This window comes from Methylobacterium sp. PvP105 (assembly GCF_017876975.1).
Classification (GTDB): domain Bacteria; phylum Pseudomonadota; class Alphaproteobacteria; order Rhizobiales; family Beijerinckiaceae; genus Methylobacterium; species Methylobacterium radiotolerans.
Map to the genome: position 1 here is coordinate 4,772,664 of NZ_JAGIPA010000001.1, position 16,189 is coordinate 4,788,852.

Consider the following 16,189-nt stretch of genomic DNA (forward strand, 5'->3'; position numbering starts at 1 on the left):
ACCGAGGCCGACACCGGTGCTGCGACCTGCTAAGGCACGGTCGAGTCTCGTACATCGCAGCCCCGACGCGATCCGGCCGGAGTAGACGTTCATCATGATGGCAGCTCTGCGGGTGGCGGTAGCCTGGGCGACGGTTCTCGCCTTCGCGTGGTTCGGCAAGGGCTGGCTCGGAGACCTGTCGGACCCCCTGTTCGCGGGGAGCCTGTTCGCGTGGCTGCTCGGCGTGATCGTCTGGGCGGCCTTCGGCGTGGTGCACGAGGCCGAGGAGCTGGCGCACCGCCTCGGCGAGCCCCTGGGCACCCTGGTCCTGACCCTGGCCATCGTCATCATCGAGGTGGCGCTGATCTCCGCCGTGATGCTGTCGGCCAAGGACGCGCCGACGCTCGGCCGCGACACGATGTTCGCGGTGCTGATGATCGTGCTGAACGGCGTGGTCGGGCTGGGCCTCCTCGTCGGCGGCCTGCGCCACCACCAGCAGCGCTACAACCTCCAGGGTGCCTCGGCCTTCCTGTCGGTGATCATCCCGCTCACCACCATCGCGCTGATCATCCCGAACTTCACGAGCTCTACCAGCGACGGGACCCTCACGACCCTGCAGGCGGTGACGTTCTCGGTGTTCACCCTCGCCCTCTACGGCGTGTTCCTGCTGATCCAGACCGGGCGCCACAGCGAGTTCTTCATCGACGCGGAAGTCCCCGAGGCGACGGAGCCGTCGCACGGCGCGGATCCGGTCTCGGGCGGCAGCGTCGCCAAGCATATCGGCCTGCTGCTCGCCAACGTCGTGCCGATCGTGATCCTGGCCAAGAGCCTCGCGGTGATCCTCGACCACGGCATCGCCGCCCTCGGCGCGCCGACGGCGCTGGGCGGCGTGCTGATCGCCGCCATCGTGTTCACGCCGGAAGGGATCTCGGCGCTCAAGGCGGTGGCCCGCAACGAGCTCCAGCGGGCGATCAACCTGTGCCTGGGGGCGGCCACCTCGACGGTCGGCCTCACCGTGCCGGCGATCCTGACTATCGGGCTGCTCACCGGCCAGACCGTGGTGCTGGGCCTCAAGCCCACCGAGATGACCCTGCTCGCCGTGACGCTGATCCTCAGCGCGCAGACCTTCTCCGGCTCGCGCACCACCGTGCTCGAGGGCGCGGTGCACCTCGTGCTGTTCTTCGTCTACCTCGTGCTGATCTTCAGCCCCTGACAGGCTGTTCGTTTGTACCCTCGGTGGACGCGCCCCTCTCCGTCATCGCGAGCGCAGCGAAGCGATCCAGGGCAGCGCGGCCTCGACGGGGGTGGCACCGTCCGGATCGCTCCGCTCGCGGGACGACCGCGCCGACGTCCCCTCCGATGCGGAAGATCGCGGCGCCTTCAGGCGCCGAAGCGTTCGGTCCGGATCAGGCCCGGCGCGACGCCCTGCGCCAGGATCAGGTCGGAGGCCGCGGCCACGAAGCGGTTCGAGCCGCAGAGGAACACCTTCCCGGGTGCCCCGATCCGCGCGAGGGCGTCGGCGACGAGGGGCGCGTCGATCCGCCTGCCGCCGGGCTCGCGCGTCGTGGCGAGATGCAGGGAGAAGTTGGGGTCCGTCTCGGCGAGCCGTTCCAGCTCGGCGACCGCGATCGCCTCCGCGCGGGTGCGGGCCGAGTAGATCAGCGCCGCCGGGATCGCCCGCCAGTTCTGCGCCCGCCGCCGCAGCATCGCCAGGAGCGGTACCACGCCGGAGCCGCCGCCGCCCAGGAGCAGGGGCCCGCCGTCAGGTCCGTCCCAGGAGAACGAGCCGCCGATCGGCCCACGCAGTTCGACCCGGTCGCCGACCTCGGCGCAGTGCGAGAACCAGCCCGAGACCTCGCCGTCCGGCAGGCCCTCGATCATCAGCTCCAGGGTGCCGCTGCCGTCCTGCGCCGAGGCGATGGAGTAGCTGCGCTGCGCCTGGTAGCCGTCCTCCGCGGTGAGCCGGACATCGACGTGCTGCCCGGCCCGGTAGGCCTCGGCGAGTCCGCAGCGCAGCCGGACGCTCTTCACGTGCGGCGTGACCGGCGCGATCGCGGCGATCTCCGCCTCGTGCCAGCGGAAGACGATGGGCTCGATCGCCGGGTCCGCTTCCCTGTCCGTCACCGCGCCAGGCACCGCTTCAGCCACCGTTTCAGTCACCGATGTAGCGCTGCTCACGCCAGGGATCCCCGTACATGTGGTAGCCGCGCAGCTCCCAGAAGCCGGCGGTGTCGGTCTGGGTGAACCGGAGGCCCTTCACCCACTTGGCGCTCTTCCAGAAGTAGAGGTGCGGCACGAACAGCCGCGCCGGGCCGCCGTGATCCGGATGAATCGGCTGACCCTCGTAGCGCGTCGCCACGAGGGCGCGGCCGCCCACGAGGTCGGCCACCGGCACGTTCGTGGTGTAGTCGTCGTGGGATTCCGCCAGGAGGTAGCCCGTCGGCGCGGAGATCCCGGCATCGGCCAGGATGTCGTCGAAGCTGACGCCCTCCCAGGTCGTGTCGAACTTCGACCACTTGGTGACGCAGTGGATGTCGCCGTGCCAGGTGGTGCGGGGCAGCGCCTCGAACTGCGCCCAGCTCCACGCCTTGATCGGCCGGGACCCCTCGCGCAGCGTGAACCGCCACGTCGCCATGTCGACGGTCGGGTTGGGACCGATCTGGAGGATCGGGAAGTCGTCGGTCAGATACTGACCCGGCGGCAGGCGCGCGCTAGTCTCGGGCGGCTGCCTGCGTCCGACGAAGCCCCGTGTCACCATGACGGTCGCCGCTCCTCTCGCTCGCCCCTGGGTTTGGTGCGGCGGAGCACCTCACGTCAAGCCGGCACGTGCGGCCGAACAAACGCCCCAAAGCTCGGGTGTGGTAGCAGCTCTGTGCCGATCGATCGGCACGAATCGCCTGCTTTCAGGGGGATGTCATGAAGTACCTTCTCGCGACGAGCCTTGTCGTCGGGAGCCTCGCCACGCTCGCGCCGGCCGCCCAGGCCCGCGACGGCATCGGCGCCGGCGGCGCGGCCGCCCTCGGCGTGCTCGGCGGCCTGGCCGTCGGCGGCGCCATCGCGTCGGCCAACAACGGCTACTACCCGGGCCGCCCGGTCTACCGCGCCCCGCCGCCGGTCTACGTCGAGGAGGATTACGGCCCGGTCTGCCACTTCGAGCGCCGCCGGACCTACGATGCCTACGGCGACGTCTACATCCGCCGCGTCCGCGTCTGCGAGTAGGCGGCTTCCGGAGTCGCCGCCGCGACGGGCGCCGGTTTCAGGCGCTCGGCGCAGGCGATCCCGGCCAGCACCAGGGCCAGGGCGGCGGCCTCCGTCGTCCCGAACGGCTCGCCGACCAGCAGGACGGCGAGGATCGCGCCGAAGATCGGCACGAGGTTGACGAACAGGCCGGCGCGGTTCGGGCCGATGATCTCGACGCCGCGCATGAAGAAGAGCTGCGCCAGCAGCGACGGCCCGAGGCCGACGAAGGCCACCATCAGCCAGCCCTCGCGGTTGGGCCAGACGGCGTGGCCGGTCGCCCACTCGACGGCGAGCGGCGGCAGCGAGGTGACGAACGCCGCGATCGCCATCGCGGCGAAGAACGCCAGGGCCGGCACCTTCGGGCGCGTCGGCAGGAAGATCGTGTAGCCCGCGTAGAGCAGGCAGGCGCCGAAGACGAGCACGTCGCCGCGGTTGAAGGCGAGGTTCGTCAGCACGGAGAAGTCGCCGTGCGTGGCGGCGAGGCCGGCGCCCACCAGGGTCAGCGCCACGCCCAGCACCTGTCCCGGCGCGACCGGGACCCGGTAGGCGAGCCGGTTCAGGACGATCACCAGCACGGGGATCGCGCCCTGGAACAGGGCGAGGTTGATCGCGCCGGTATGGACGCCGGCCGCGTAGAACAGACAGTTGAAGGCCGTGTAGCCGAGGCCGCCCATCAGCAGGATGCGCAGCCAGTGCGGCCGCAGCAGCGGCAACGCGGCGGCGAGCCGGCGCCCGGCGAAGGGCATGAGCACCAGGCAGGCCACCGCCCAGCGAAGCGTCGTGATGACCTGGGGCGAGACGTGACCGGGCGCCCAGCGGCTGGTGACGGCGTTGCCGGCCCAGAGGAGCGCCGTGACGGTCAGCAGCAGGTAGGCGGGCGCGGCCGAGGAAGTCCGGCTCGCGCGCCCGGCCGTCAACGGCGGCGGAACTGGCCGCCGCGCACCGGCGGACGGGGTCCGGACGAGCGCTCGTCCTTGTGGCGGAACACGAGGCGGCCCTTCTCGAGGTCGTAGGGCGACATCTCGACCGTCACCCGGTCGCCGGCCAGCGTCTTGATGCGGTTCTTCTTCATCTTGCCGGCCGTGTAGGCCACGATCTCGTGGCCCTGGTCGAGCTGCACGCGGTAGCGCGCATCCGGCAGGATCTCGATCACGAGACCATCGAACTGCATCAATTCTTCTTTCGCCATGCACCTTCTCCAGTCGGACCGTCCGGCAGCAGGCGTTCCGGCAATGCGTGTTCGGCTGTCATCGAGCTCGGGAAACGCCGCAGGGCGCGGATCCGATCCGGGGGACCGCCCGCGCCAGCTCAGCAGCACCGCCCGCATGTAGTCCCCGCGGGAACCGGCCGCAAGTCACGGAGGCCGAACACCTTCCGTCATCGACACGATTCGCCGGCTTTCACGGCTCCGCGTCGTTGCCGGCGTAGTCGAGGCGCCCGTCCGGCGTCCGGCGCCAGATCCGCAGGGCGATCGGCGCTCCGGAGCGGTCGCCCCGCGCATCGAAGGCCACCGATCCGAGCAGCGTCCGGGACGGCCCCGTCCGCACGGCCTCCGCCACCTTGCGGCCATCGGCGATGCGGCCGGTCTTCGGGTCGGCGGCGCGGGCGCGCTCGGTCGCCTGCGCCAGCAGCTCCACGGCGGCGTAGGCCGCGGCCGCGACGCTCTCCGCCTCGGGGGACCGCGGCGCCGGGCGGGCGCCGCGCGGCTCTGGCAGGCGCGGCGGGTCGGGAACCAGGGTCATGACGGTGCCCTCCCCGTCCCCGCCGGCCGCGGCGGCGAAGGCCGGGTCGAGGATGCCGTCGCTCGCCACCAGCGTCGCGCCAAGGCCGGCCTCGCGCATGGCGTGGAGCAGGGTCGCGGCCTCCGGCGCGAGGCCGCCGAAATACACCGCGTCGGGGCGCGCCGCCCTCAGCCGCGCGACGACGTCCGCGAGGTCGCGGGTGCCCCGGGGGAAGCCGTCGAACAGCACCTCCGGCGTGCCGGCCTCCTTCAGCCGTGCCGCCACCGCGTCGGCGAGGCCGCGGCCGAAGGTCGAGCGGTCGCTGACGATCCCGACCCGGCGCCCCGCGAAGGCCTTCGCCAGATAGGCCCCGGCAGCCCGGCCCTGCTGCGCGTCGCTCGGTCCGAGGCGGAACAGGTTCCACAGGCTCCGCCCGGTCAGCGGCCCGTAGGCCGCCGCGGGCGCGACCACGACCGCACCCGCCTCCTCGTAGACGGGCGCCGCGGCCGCGACCGCCCCGGATTCGAGCGGCCCGACCACGAGGCGCACGTTGTCGGCGGCGAACTTCTTCGCGACCGCGGCGGCCTGCCGGGCCTCGCCGCCGTCGTCGGCCGGGACGAGGACCAAGCGCGGGCGCCCGCCCGCGGCGCGGTTGAGGTCAGCCACCGCCTGCTCGGCGCCCTGCCGGAGCCCCTGGCCGTAGGCGGCGTCCGGACCGGTCAGCGGCGCCGACAGCCCGATCCGCACCGGCGCCTGCGCGACGGCCGGGGCGGCCGTCCAGAGAAGGGCGAGGAATGGGACGAGGCGACGGATCATGGCGGCACTCTAGGACCGTCGGAGCCCTCACCGGAAGGGCGCTGGCGGCGGATCGGCGCCGGATGGTTGAGTGGATCGGGACGCTGATGCGCGCGGAAGCGCTGGCGGGCGGGCGCGATGTGCGGAATAAGGGCATCGGCCCGGCCCGTCGCCGGGCGTGCCGGCACCTCTCCACGCGTGGCCGGCCGAGACCCTCTGGGACGATTGACGATCATGACCTCGCTGTTCGCCGGCATCCAGGACGCGCCGCTCGACCCGATCATGCGCCTGTTCGAGGCCTTCAACGCCGACCCGAGCCCGAAGAAGCTGAATCTCGTCGTCGGCGTGTACACGGACGCGGACGGCAAGGTGCCGCGCCTGCGCGCCGTGCAGACCGCCGAGAAGCGCTGGATCGAGAAGGGCCTGCCCAAGACCTACCGGCCGATCGAGGGCACGAAGCCGTTCCGCGACGCCGTCCAGGAGCTGCTGTTCGGCAAGGGTGCGCCGATCCTGTCCCAGAACCGGGCCGCGACACTCCAGAGCATCGGCGGCACCGGCGCCCTGAAGACCGGCGCCGACCTGCTGGCCAAACTCTACCCGGGCGCCACCGTGGCGGTGAGCAACCCGAGCTGGGAGAACCACAAGGCCCTGTTCAGCCAGGCCGGCTTCACCGTGGTCGACTACCCCTACTTCTCGGCCGAGACCGGCGGCGCCGATTACCCGGCCATGAAGGCAAATCTCCAGGATCTGCCGAAGGGCTCGATCGTGGTGCTGCACGCCTGCTGCCACAACCCGACCGGCGCCGATCTCAGCCTCGACGAGTGGCGCGACCTCGTGCCCCTGATGGCCGAGCGCGGCCTGATCCCGTTCCTCGACATCGCCTACCAGGGCTTCGGCAACGGCCTCGACGCCGACGCCGAGCCGGTGCGCCTGTTCGCGGAGTCCGGCCAGGAGTTCCTCGTCGCCTCCTCGTTCTCGAAGTCGTTCTCGCTCTACGGCGAGCGCGTCGGCGCGCTGACCATCGTGGCCGAGAGCCCGGCCGCGAAGGCCAAGGTCGAGGCCTTCGCCAAGCGCCTCGTCCGGGCGAGCTACTCGAACCCGCACACCCACGGTGCGGCGATCGTCGAGATCGTGCTGACCGATCCGGAGCTGCGCGCCGACTGGGAGCGGGAGCTCGCCGAGATGCGCGACCGGATCCGCGCCATGCGCGAGCGGATGGCCGACAGCCTGCAGCAGCGCCACCCCGAGCGCGGCTTCGACGCCATCAAGGCGCAGAAGGGCATGTTCTCCTACACGGGCCTGAACCCCGCCGAAGCCACCCGCCTGCGCGAGGAGCACGAGGTCTACGCTCTGGAGACCGGCCGGATTTGCGTGGCCGCGGTCAACACCCACAACATCGACCACGTCATCGACGCGATCGACGCGGTGGTGAAGGGCTGATCCCGCGTGGCGGTCCGCAAGCGCGTCTGCCGATTCAACGTCTGGATCAACCCGGTCTTCGACGCGCGCTTGGGGGCCGAGCCCGACATCGACCTGCAGGTCGGCGACCTGCAGGGGCCGGATGACGTGCTGGCCGCGCTGCTGGCGCGGGCCCACGTCCTCCACGTCTCGCCGGCGCGGGACGAGCTGCCGCGCCGCTGGCACGTGACCGACGCGCTGCTCGCCGAATGCCCCGACCTCCTGGCGGTCTCGTCGGCCGGGGCGGGCTTCGACACGGTGGACGCCGCCGCCTGCACCCGGGCCGGCGTCGCGGTGGTGAACCAAGTGGGCGGCAATGCCCGCTCGGTGGCCGAGCTGGCGATCGGCCTGATGCTCGCCGTCTCGCGCAAGATCTGCGTCTCGGACCGGCTGCTCCGGACCGCGCGCGGCTTCACCCGCGAATCGCTCATGGGCCACGAGATCGGCGGCGCGACCCTGGGCCTGATCGGGATCGGCCATACCGGCCGGGAGGTCGCCAAGCTGGCCCGCGGCTTCGACATGCGGGTCCTCGCCCACGACCCCCTGCTCTCGGGCGATGAGATCCGGGCCCGCGGCGCGGAGCCGGTCGACCGGGCGCGACTGCTCGCCGAGTCCGACATCGTGTCCCTGCACTGCCCCCTCGACGACACGACCCGCGGCAGCTTCGACGCCGAGAGCTTCGCGGCGATGAGGCCGGGGGCAGTGTTCATCACCACCGCCCGCGGCGGCGTCCACGACGAGGCCGCGCTCGCCGCGGCGCTGACCGCCGGCCACCTCGCGGGGGCGGGCCTCGACGTCTGGTCGCCGGAGCCGCCGCCCCTCAACGCGGCCCTGCTGCAGCTCGACACCGTGGTGGCGACCTACCACACCGCCGGCGTCACCCACGAGGCACGGCGCAACGTGGCCGCCTGGGGGGCCGAGCAGATCGTCGGCCTGCTCCGCGGCGAGACGCCGCCGCGCCTCGTCAATCCGGAGGTCTGGCCCGCCGTGCTGGAGCGCCGGGCGCGGCTGTTCGGCGACGCGTGACCCGGAGCGGGTCCGGCGCCGCCCCGGTGGCGCACGATCCTGTGGACTATTCCCGCGCGACGCGGCGGGCTCGGGCCGTCCGGCACTGAACCGCTTCGGGTCCGCGTCGGCGTCCGGCGACAGATTCGCGCCGCTCTCCGGGGCGCCGCGGCCGGCCGCACAGCGCGAGGCGGCCCGCCGCGGGCTTGGCCCGAACCGTTGACGGCGCGACGGCGTTCACCGCGGCCCGTCGGGATCGGGAGGCCCGCCGCGCAGTCTCGTACCGACGAGTCCGGGCTGCCGCCAGACCACAGGCGCGATGTCGAACCCGCGCAGATTATAGTTATTCGAAATCCAGCCTTCGGGATGACCTCGAGAGCAAGCTTGACCGTGAGTGTTTCTCTACCGTATCTGGCGCCACTCGAAACAGAATGGTCGACATCGTGGTACGGCGTAACTGTGCAAATCCTTGCACACGGGCTTCGCGCGGCGTTTCCGGGCGCGCAGTCAAGATCTCCCTGATCCTCGCTCCGGTATTTCTTCCGTCCTCAGGCTCGGCACAAACTGCCGTTGACAGCGCCCAGGAGATCCAGCTGGAGGAACTCTCGGTGGCGGGGATCGGCGACGGGAATACCCGCGTCGACGGCTACCGGGTCGCGCGCGCGGTGAGCGCCACGCGGACCGACACGCCCGTGCGCGAGGTGCCACAGACCATCGTGGCGGTACCGCAGGAGGTGCTGGAGGACGCCGCGGCCACGCGGATCGACACGGCCCTCGACCTCGCGGGTGTCGGCCGCGGCAACAATTTCGGCGGCCTCGGCCTGACCGAGTTCACGATCCGCGGCGTGGCCACCGGCGAGTATTACCGCAACGGATTCCCGATCAATCGCGGCTACCCGAACAGCCCCGACATCGTCTCCATCGAGCGCATCGAGGTGCTGAAAGGCCCCTCGGCCTTCCTGTACGGCCGCGGCGATCCCGGCGGCACCTTCAACATCGTGACCAAGCAGCCCCTCGCGGCGCGCTCCCTCACGATCGGCACGCAGTACGGCAGCTTCGGCGCCAAGCGGAGCACCTTCGACGCCACGGGCGCCCTCGACGAGAGCGGGCAGGTGCTGGCGCGCGTCACCGGCGCCGTCGAGGACAACGGCAGCTTCCGGGACTTCGTCACCAGCGACCGCTACGCCCTCGCCCCGGTCATCGCCTGGAAGCCGAATGCGGACACGACCATCACCCTGGAGGGTGACTTCATCAGCACGGCGCAGACCTTCGACCGCGGCATCGTGCCGTTGGGAGGCAACGTGCGCGCCCTGCCGCGCAGCCGCTTCATCGGCGAGCCGGGCCTGCCGCCGGCCCATGTCGACAACGCCCTCGGCCAGCTGCGCGTCGAGCACCGGTTCGACCAGGACTGGGTGCTGAACGCCGGCGCGCAGGTGCTCGGCGGGAACCTGTCGGGTTACGGGGTCGGCGCCATCGGCCTGCTGCCGGATGGCCGGACCCAGCGGCGAACCCTGGAATGGCGGGACCTGACGTGGTCCGATCTCGACCTGCAGGCGAATCTCGCGGGCAAATTCGAGACCGGCCCGTTCCGCCACACGCTCCTGCTCGGGCTGGAATACGACAGCTACCGCTACCGCGAGGTGTTCAACCGCTCGAACGTCGCGACGAACCCGTTCCTCCTCGACCTGCTCGCACCGCGCTACGGCCAGCCGTTGCCGCCGATCACCGCGCGGGTCACGAACTTCCTGCAGAAGACCGAGAGCTACGCCGGCTACGTGCAGGACCAGATCGACCTGACGCCCCGCCTCCACGCGCTCCTGGGTGTGCGGGTCGAGGATCTCGGGCTGGTCTCGACGAACAACCTCACGAAGGGCACCACCAGCCTGCAGGGCCTGGTGGCGACGCCGCGCTTCGGCCTGCTCTACGACCTGACCGACACGGTCTCGGTCTACGGCAATTACGCCCGCTCCTTCCGGCCCAATATCGGCACGGATCGCAGCGGCCGGCCCTTCGCGTTCGAGGAGGGTGAGGGCTACGAGGCCGGCGCGAAGGTCAGCCTCCTCGACGGCCGCCTCGACGCCACCGCCGCCCTGTTCGAGATCCGGCGGTCCAACGTCCTCAGCACCGACCCGGTCGATCCGAACTTCAGCGTCGCCACCGGCGCAATCCGCAGCCGCGGCTTCGATCTGACCGCGGCGGGCTACCTCGCACCGGGCTGGCGCGTGATCGGGACCTACACGCGCGTCGACGCGGCCGTCGCCCGCGACAACACCCTTCCGGTCGGCACGCGCATCGCCAACGTGCCCGCCAACAGCCTCGCGTTCCAGACGGTCTACGAGTTCCAGAGCGGCGAGCTGAAGGGTCTGGGGCTCGGCGGCGGCCTCGACTTCGTCGGTCGTCGCGCCGCGGGGACGGCGCTCGCGACCTTCAACCTGCCGCAATACACGCTGGTCAACCTGATCTCGTACTACCAGATCGCGCCGGGCGTGCGGATCTACCTGAACGTCGACAACGTGTTCGACGCGACGTTCTACGACCGGGCATTCCAGAACCGCTACGCGACGCCGGGGCAGCCGCGCACGATCATCGGCGGCGTCGCGGCCCGGTTCTGAGCCCCCGGCCTACGCCGCGTCCGCCCTCATCCAGCCGAGCCCCGCCTCGGTGCCGGCCGCGGGATGGTACTCGCAGCCGACGAAGCCGGAATAGCCGACCTCCTCCAGGGCGGCGAAGATCGGGTCGAAGGCGATCGTGCCGGTCCCGGGCTCGTGCCGCCCGGGGTCGTCGGCGATCTGGACATGGGCGATGAGCGGCGCGTGCGCCCGGATCAGCGCCGCCGGATCGTGGCCGAGGCAGACGCAGTGATAGGCGTCGAACAGGAGCTTGACGTTGTCGCGACCGATCGCCCGGATCGCCTCGACCGCCACCAGCGGGTCGTCGATCACGTAGTCGGCGATCGAGCCGGGGCCGATCGGCTCGACGATCACCGTCATGCCCCGCGCGCCGGCGGCGTCGGCCGCGAAGGCGAGGTTGTCGAGGTAGGTGTCCCAGAGCCGCGCCCGCTCGACCCCGGCAGGCCGGACGCCCGCCATCGGGTGAACCATCCGGCAGCCGAGCTGCGCGACGTAGTCCAGGGTCGGCTCGATCGTGGAGCGGTAGTAGTCGATCCTGTCGGGCAGGGCCGCGAACCCCTTCTCGCCCTTGGCGGCGTCCCCCGCCGGGAAGCCGGTCTGGACCAGCGGAACGCCGGCCCGCTCCAGCCAGCCCGCGACCTCGCGGGCCGGCGTCGCGAACAGGTTGGGGTGCTCGACGGCGCGGAACCCTGCCCGGGCCGCCGCCGCGAAGCGCTCGGCCAGCGGCAGCTCCGTGAACAGGAAGCCGCAATGGCCGCTGAGACGATCCTTGTAGGACCCGAGCTTCATGGGTCGCGTCATGGCTCAGGCGCTCCCGCCGGTCTCGATCACCGCCCGCATCCGGTCCACCGCCGCGTGGGGCGCGGTCAGCACCGGGATGTCGACGGCCTTCCGCACGGCCTCGGCCGCGCGCGAGGTGGAGAAATGCGCGAGCATGATCGCGTCGCAGTCGCGCAGGTCCGGCGCCCGCTCGGCGATCAGCCGGTTGTGGGTCTCGGCATCGCCGGCGCGCAGCCGCGCCATCGCGTCGTCCACCAGGACCGTCCGCAGGCTTGCCGGGCGCCCGGTCTCGGCGACGAACTCCTCGAACTCGTCCGTCATCGTGCCGACCGAGGGGCCGAAGGTCGCCAGCATGCCGATGCGCGCGCCCTGAGCGATGGCGGCGCGGAACATCGCCTCGTTGGGCTTGAGCACCGGCACCGGCACGCTCTCGATCAGCCGATCGATCGCCGGCCCGAAGGCCGAGCAGGTGATCAGGATGCCGTCGGCGCCCATGTCGTGGCCGTAGCGGCCGAACCGCACGAAGCGCTCGATCATCCTCTCCGAGATCGCGCCCGGCTCCTTCGCCCGGTCGAGGGACAGGCCGTCGTCGAGCAGGTTGACGGTCTCGGCCTCCGGCCAGCGCTCGGCGAAGGCGGCCTGGATCGGCGCCATGGCGACCGGCGTCGCGTGCAGGAGGACGATGCGGGGAGCCATGCTGTGTTCCGGAGAGGGCGCGGACCCGGCCGCGCCGGTCCGCATGTTGTAAGCGATTTCAAAGCGGTGGCAAGATAGCGCAGGTCAGGCGCCGGTACGCCTCGGCGGGGCCGTGCTGGCGCGCAGGATCAGTTCGGCGTCGATCTCGGTGAGGCGGACCATCGGCCGCCCCTGGATCCGGGCGATCAGGTGGTCGCCGGCGGCGTGGCCGATCTCGGCGGAGTGGATGCGGATCGTCGTCAGCGCCGGGTCCAGGAAGGGCGCGAAGTCGGAATCGTTGTGGCCGATCACCGACAGGTCCCCGGGGACGGAGAGCCCGCGGGCCCGCGCCTCGATCATCGCCCCGAAGGCGATCTGATCGGTGCCGCAGATGATCGCGGTCGGCGGCGGCCCGCCCGCCAGCATCTGGCGAAACCCGTCGCGGCCGCCGCCGATCCCGTAGGAGATCTCGATGTCGTGCTCCGGGGCGAGCCGCAGGCCCCGGGCCGCGAGCGCCGCCGCGATGCCCGTGACCCGGGCGCCGCCGCGATCGTTGTCCTTGCGCAGACCCGAGATCACCCCGATCCGGCGGTGACCGAGGTCCATCAGGTAGTTGGCCGCCCGGGCCGCCGAGGCGGCGTTGTCGAAGCCCACGCAGGGCCGCTCGCGGGACAGGCTGAAGGTCTGGACCATCGGGATGCCGGCGCGGGCGATCCGGGCGTGGAGGTCTGGGTGGTGGATGTCGCCGACCAGCATCAGCCCGTCGACGCCCCGCTCCAGCAGGAACGTCGCCTCGCGGAGCTCGTCCTCCAGGTCGTAGCCGGCATTGGCCGCGACCAGGGTGTAGCCCGCCTGCCGCAGCCGGTCCTGGAAGCTCGACAGGACGCGCACGAAGGCCTCGTTCTCGATGTTCGGCACGACCGCGCCGACCGCCATGAACCGTCGCGTGGAGAGCGCCCGGGCCGCGCCGTTGGCGACGAAGCCGAGATCCTGCGCGGCCCGCATCACCGCCTCGCGCTTGTCGGCCCGGACCCCGGCGGAGCCGTTGAGAACCCGGGAGACCGTCGCGGTCGAGACGCCGGCGCGGCGGGCGACGTCCCGGGCAACCGGGCCGCGCGTCGGCGGCTCGAGGATCTCTTCCGGCAGGTCCAGCACTGAGATCGATCCCCCACCCCCGAGCGGCCCGACGGGCATCGCGCCGGTACCGGATACGCGACGCGGCGATGCCCGGCCAACTGAGCCGGACCGGCAGAATATTGACACCTCGCCCGGCCGCTGGCTATCTGAAAGCGCTTTCAAGAGGCCGCGCGATCCGGCGACCCGCAGGAGGACCCGATGGCGACGCTCGACCGGCCGGCCTCCGGACTGGGAGCCCCCGAGCGCGCGGCGCCGACCGTCGGCGGCGCCGACGCGACTGCGGCGGGCATCGCCGCCCCGCAGGCCATCGTCACCAGCCTGAAGCGGAGCGACGCGGTCACGCCCTACCGGTTCCGCGACCTGCTGGCGCTGGACGACTTCGAGCGGCACGCGCGCAAGCTGCTGCCGCCGATGATCTTCCAGTACGTCTCCGGCGGGGTCGAGACCGGCTCGGCCCTGGCGCAGAGCCGCGGCGCCTACGCCGACTACGCCCTCGTGCCCCGCCTGATGCGGGACACCTCGGCGCGGGACACCGCCACCACGCTGTTCGGCCAGACCTACGCGGCGCCCTTCGGCATCGGGCCGCTGGGCGGGGCCGCCTTCATCGCCTACCGGGGCGACCTCGTGCTCGCCGAGGCGGCCCGGCGGATGAACCTGCCGATGTGCCTCAGCGCCTCCTCGCTGATCAGGCTGGAGGACGTCCACGCCCAGAACCCGCAGGCCTGGTTCCAGGGCTACCTGCCGGGCGACCAGAACCGGATCGACCGCCTCCTCGACCGGGTCGAGGCCACCGGCTACCGGACCTTCGTGGTCACGGCCGACACCCCGACCCTCGGCAACCGCGAGCACAACATCCGCAGCGGCTTCTCCATGCCGATCAAGGTCACGCCGAAGGTGGCGTGGCAGAGCGTCACCCACCCGCGCTGGCTGCTCGGAACGGTCGCCCGGACCTTCCTCAAGCACGGGGCCCCGCACTTCGAGAACACGGAGGCCGAGCGCGGGCCGCCGATGATGTCCCAGGGCGCGGTGCGCAACACCATCGCCCGCGACCAGCTCTCGTGGAAGAACCTGGAGGCGATCCGCAAGCGCTGGTCCGGCAACCTGCTGGTGAAGGGCCTGCTGGCGCCGGAGGATGTCGACATCGCGCGGGCGTGCGGCGCCGACGGCGTGATCCTGTCGACCCACGGCGGCCGCCAGCTCGACTACGCCGTCGCCCCCCTCGACGTGCTGCCGGAGATCGCCGCCCGGAAGGGCGGGCTGAAGATCATCGTCGACAGCGGCGTCCGCCGGGGCACCGACGTGATGAAGGCGCTGGCGCTGGGCGCCGATTTCGTCCTGCTCGGCCGGCCCTTCATGTTCGCCGCGGCGCTCGGCGGCGTCCCGGGCGTCGAGCACGCGATGCGGATCCTCAAGGAGGAGCTCAACCGCGACATGGCGCTGATCGGGGTGAACCGCCTGTCCGAACTCAATCCCGATTTCCTGCGCCGCGCCCCGCGGCGGGCCTGAGCCAATGGCGGGAGGATCGACCATGATCGTCTTCCCGAACACGCGCAGCGCGCCGGTCCCCGCGAGGCGGACCCCCTCCCGGGGCGCCGGAGCGGCCGCTCTCGGGCGGCCGGCATCCCCGCGGGGTCGATCCCGCAGGCTGCCGCCGCAGCCTTGTTCCCGATCCGGATGCTCCGCATGACCGATACCGCCCCCCGCGGCCTCGCCTTCGTGGGCTGCTTCACGACCGAGCGGCGCCGGGCGCGCGGCCAGGGCATCGACATCTACCGGACCGGCCGCGACCTCGGCGACTGGACGCGTCTCGGGCGGGTCGAGAACCTGACGAACCCGTCCTTCCTGGTGACCGACCCGGCGCGCGCGATCCTCTACACGGTCCAGGGCGACGGCGAGGCGGCGAGCGCCTTCGCGGTCTCGCCCGACGGCACCCTGCGCGGTCTCGGCAGCGCCGCCACCGGCGGCACCAACAGCGTGCACCAGGCCCTCGCCCCCGACGGCCGCTTCCTGATCGTCGCCAACTACGCCAGCGGATCGGTCGCCCTCATGCCGGTGCGCGCCGATGGCGGCCTGGAGCCCGCGCGCGACGTCCTGCCGCTGCCGGGCGAGCCGGGCCCGCATCGGACCGAGCAGGCCTGCGCCCACCCGCACCACGTGGTCCTGTCGCCGGACGGCCGCCACGTCGTCGTCCCCGACAAGGGCCTCGACCGCGTCTTCGTGCTGAAGCTCGCGGGTGAGCGGCTCGCCGTCGTCTCGCAGACCGCGATGCGGCCCGGCGCCGGCCCGCGCCACATCGCGTTCCACCCGCACCGGCCCCTCGCCTTTCTGGTCAACGAGCTGGACTCGAGTGTCGCCACCTGCCGGTGGGACGCGGACGCCGGGACGCTGACGCCCCTGCACCTCGCCTCGACCCTGCCGCCGGACTTCTTCGGGGCGAGCACCGCCGCGGCCATCGCGGTCACGCCGGACGGGCGGTTCGTCTACGCGTCGAACCGCGGGCAGGACGGGATCGCGCGGTTCCGGGCGGACCCGGCCGGGCGCCTCGAGCCGGCGGGCTGGACGCCCTCCGGCGGCCGCGACCCGCGCTTCATGATCCTGGCACCGGACGGAGGCCACCTGCTCGTCGCCAACGAGCAGGGCGACAGCCTCGTCGCCTTCGCCATCGATCCCGAGACCGGGGACCTGACTCGGACGGGCGAACGCCCGAGCCTCAGCCCCTGCACGATCGCGTTCTTGTAGGAGGCGCCGACGCGCGTTCGGGCCCGCGCC

General features: G+C 72.2%; 15 protein-coding genes. 7 read left to right on the top strand and 8 right to left on the bottom strand.

Annotation, left to right across the window (positions count from 1 at the left end; translation table 11 throughout):
- Positions 1-94 precede the first annotated feature (94 nt).
- Complete coding sequence (locus J3A75_RS23360; protein ID WP_012320338.1) at positions 95-1,192, top strand: calcium:proton antiporter; 1,098 nt, start codon at positions 95-97, stop codon at positions 1,190-1,192.
- Between the two features lie 167 nt (positions 1,193-1,359).
- On the opposite strand, the gene J3A75_RS23365 is transcribed toward J3A75_RS23360, so the two are convergent.
- Both J3A75_RS23365 and J3A75_RS23370 read right to left on the bottom strand, forming a co-directional pair.
- Positions 1,360-2,103 carry an FAD-binding oxidoreductase gene (locus J3A75_RS23365; RefSeq protein ID WP_244413106.1) on the bottom strand — a complete coding sequence of 248 codons (744 nt, stop codon included), beginning with the start codon at positions 2,101-2,103 and terminating at the stop codon, positions 1,360-1,362.
- 28 nt (positions 2,104-2,131) lie between these two features.
- Complete coding sequence (locus J3A75_RS23370; protein WP_070999945.1) at positions 2,132-2,737, bottom strand: sulfite oxidase-like oxidoreductase; 606 nt, start codon at positions 2,735-2,737, stop codon at positions 2,132-2,134.
- A gap of 158 nt (positions 2,738-2,895) precedes the next feature.
- On the opposite strand from J3A75_RS23370, the gene J3A75_RS23375 reads away from it, so the two are divergent.
- On the top strand, positions 2,896-3,198 hold the full coding sequence (locus J3A75_RS23375) for a hypothetical protein (RefSeq protein ID WP_012320341.1): 303 nt from the start codon (positions 2,896-2,898) through the stop codon (positions 3,196-3,198).
- On the opposite strand, the gene J3A75_RS23380 is transcribed toward J3A75_RS23375, so the two are convergent.
- The 3 genes from J3A75_RS23380 to J3A75_RS23390 all read right to left on the bottom strand — a co-directional run bounded on the left by J3A75_RS23380 (position 3,168) and on the right by J3A75_RS23390 (position 5,756).
- Entirely contained in the window at positions 3,168-4,136 is a 969-nt protein-coding gene (locus tag J3A75_RS23380; RefSeq protein WP_012320342.1) for a DMT family transporter, read from the bottom strand. The genes J3A75_RS23375 and J3A75_RS23380 overlap by 31 nt on opposite strands.
- Complete coding sequence (gene infA / locus J3A75_RS23385) at positions 4,133-4,408, bottom strand: translation initiation factor IF-1 (protein WP_012320343.1); 276 nt, start codon at positions 4,406-4,408, stop codon at positions 4,133-4,135. Before infA ends, J3A75_RS23380 begins: the two co-directional genes overlap by 4 nt.
- A 211-nt stretch (positions 4,409-4,619) precedes the next feature.
- A complete protein-coding gene (locus tag J3A75_RS23390; RefSeq protein WP_070999946.1) occupies positions 4,620-5,756 on the bottom strand; it encodes a branched-chain amino acid ABC transporter substrate-binding protein in 1,137 nt (378 codons plus the stop codon).
- Between the two features lie 213 nt (positions 5,757-5,969).
- On the opposite strand from J3A75_RS23390, the gene J3A75_RS23395 reads away from it, so the two are divergent.
- From J3A75_RS23395 to J3A75_RS23405, 3 genes are all read left to right on the top strand, one after another.
- The gene (locus J3A75_RS23395) at positions 5,970-7,175 is read left to right on the top strand and encodes an amino acid aminotransferase (RefSeq protein WP_209650784.1); all 1,206 of its coding nucleotides are present in this window, start codon (positions 5,970-5,972) and stop codon (positions 7,173-7,175) included.
- A 6-nt stretch (positions 7,176-7,181) separates the two neighbouring features.
- Entirely contained in the window at positions 7,182-8,219 is a 1,038-nt protein-coding gene (locus J3A75_RS23400) for a hydroxyacid dehydrogenase (protein WP_070999947.1), read from the top strand.
- Positions 8,220-8,806: 587 nt separating this feature from the next.
- Positions 8,807-10,810: a TonB-dependent siderophore receptor gene (locus J3A75_RS23405; RefSeq protein ID WP_083374381.1), complete on the top strand. Its 2,004-nt coding sequence runs from the start codon at positions 8,807-8,809 to the stop codon at positions 10,808-10,810.
- Between the two features lie 9 nt (positions 10,811-10,819).
- On the opposite strand, the gene J3A75_RS23410 is transcribed toward J3A75_RS23405, so the two are convergent.
- From J3A75_RS23410 to J3A75_RS23420, 3 genes are all read right to left on the bottom strand, one after another.
- A complete protein-coding gene (locus J3A75_RS23410; protein WP_234740681.1) occupies positions 10,820-11,629 on the bottom strand; it encodes a hydroxypyruvate isomerase family protein in 810 nt (269 codons plus the stop codon).
- A 3-nt stretch (positions 11,630-11,632) separates the two neighbouring features.
- Positions 11,633-12,304: an aspartate/glutamate racemase family protein gene (locus tag J3A75_RS23415; RefSeq protein WP_024829328.1), complete on the bottom strand. Its 672-nt coding sequence runs from the start codon at positions 12,302-12,304 to the stop codon at positions 11,633-11,635.
- 84 nt (positions 12,305-12,388) lie between these two features.
- On the bottom strand, positions 12,389-13,438 hold the full coding sequence (locus J3A75_RS23420) for a LacI family DNA-binding transcriptional regulator (protein WP_024829327.1): 1,050 nt from the start codon (positions 13,436-13,438) through the stop codon (positions 12,389-12,391).
- 180 nt (positions 13,439-13,618) lie between these two features.
- Between J3A75_RS23420 and J3A75_RS23425 the strand changes: the two genes are divergently transcribed.
- Both J3A75_RS23425 and J3A75_RS23430 read left to right on the top strand, forming a co-directional pair.
- Positions 13,619-14,926, top strand: a complete 1,308-nt coding sequence (locus J3A75_RS23425; protein ID WP_024829326.1) for an alpha-hydroxy acid oxidase — start codon at positions 13,619-13,621, stop codon at positions 14,924-14,926.
- A 177-nt stretch (positions 14,927-15,103) separates the two neighbouring features.
- Positions 15,104-16,159, top strand: coding sequence for a lactonase family protein (locus J3A75_RS23430; protein WP_024829325.1), 1,056 nt, complete (start codon positions 15,104-15,106; stop codon positions 16,157-16,159).
- Positions 16,160-16,189 lie beyond the last annotated feature (30 nt).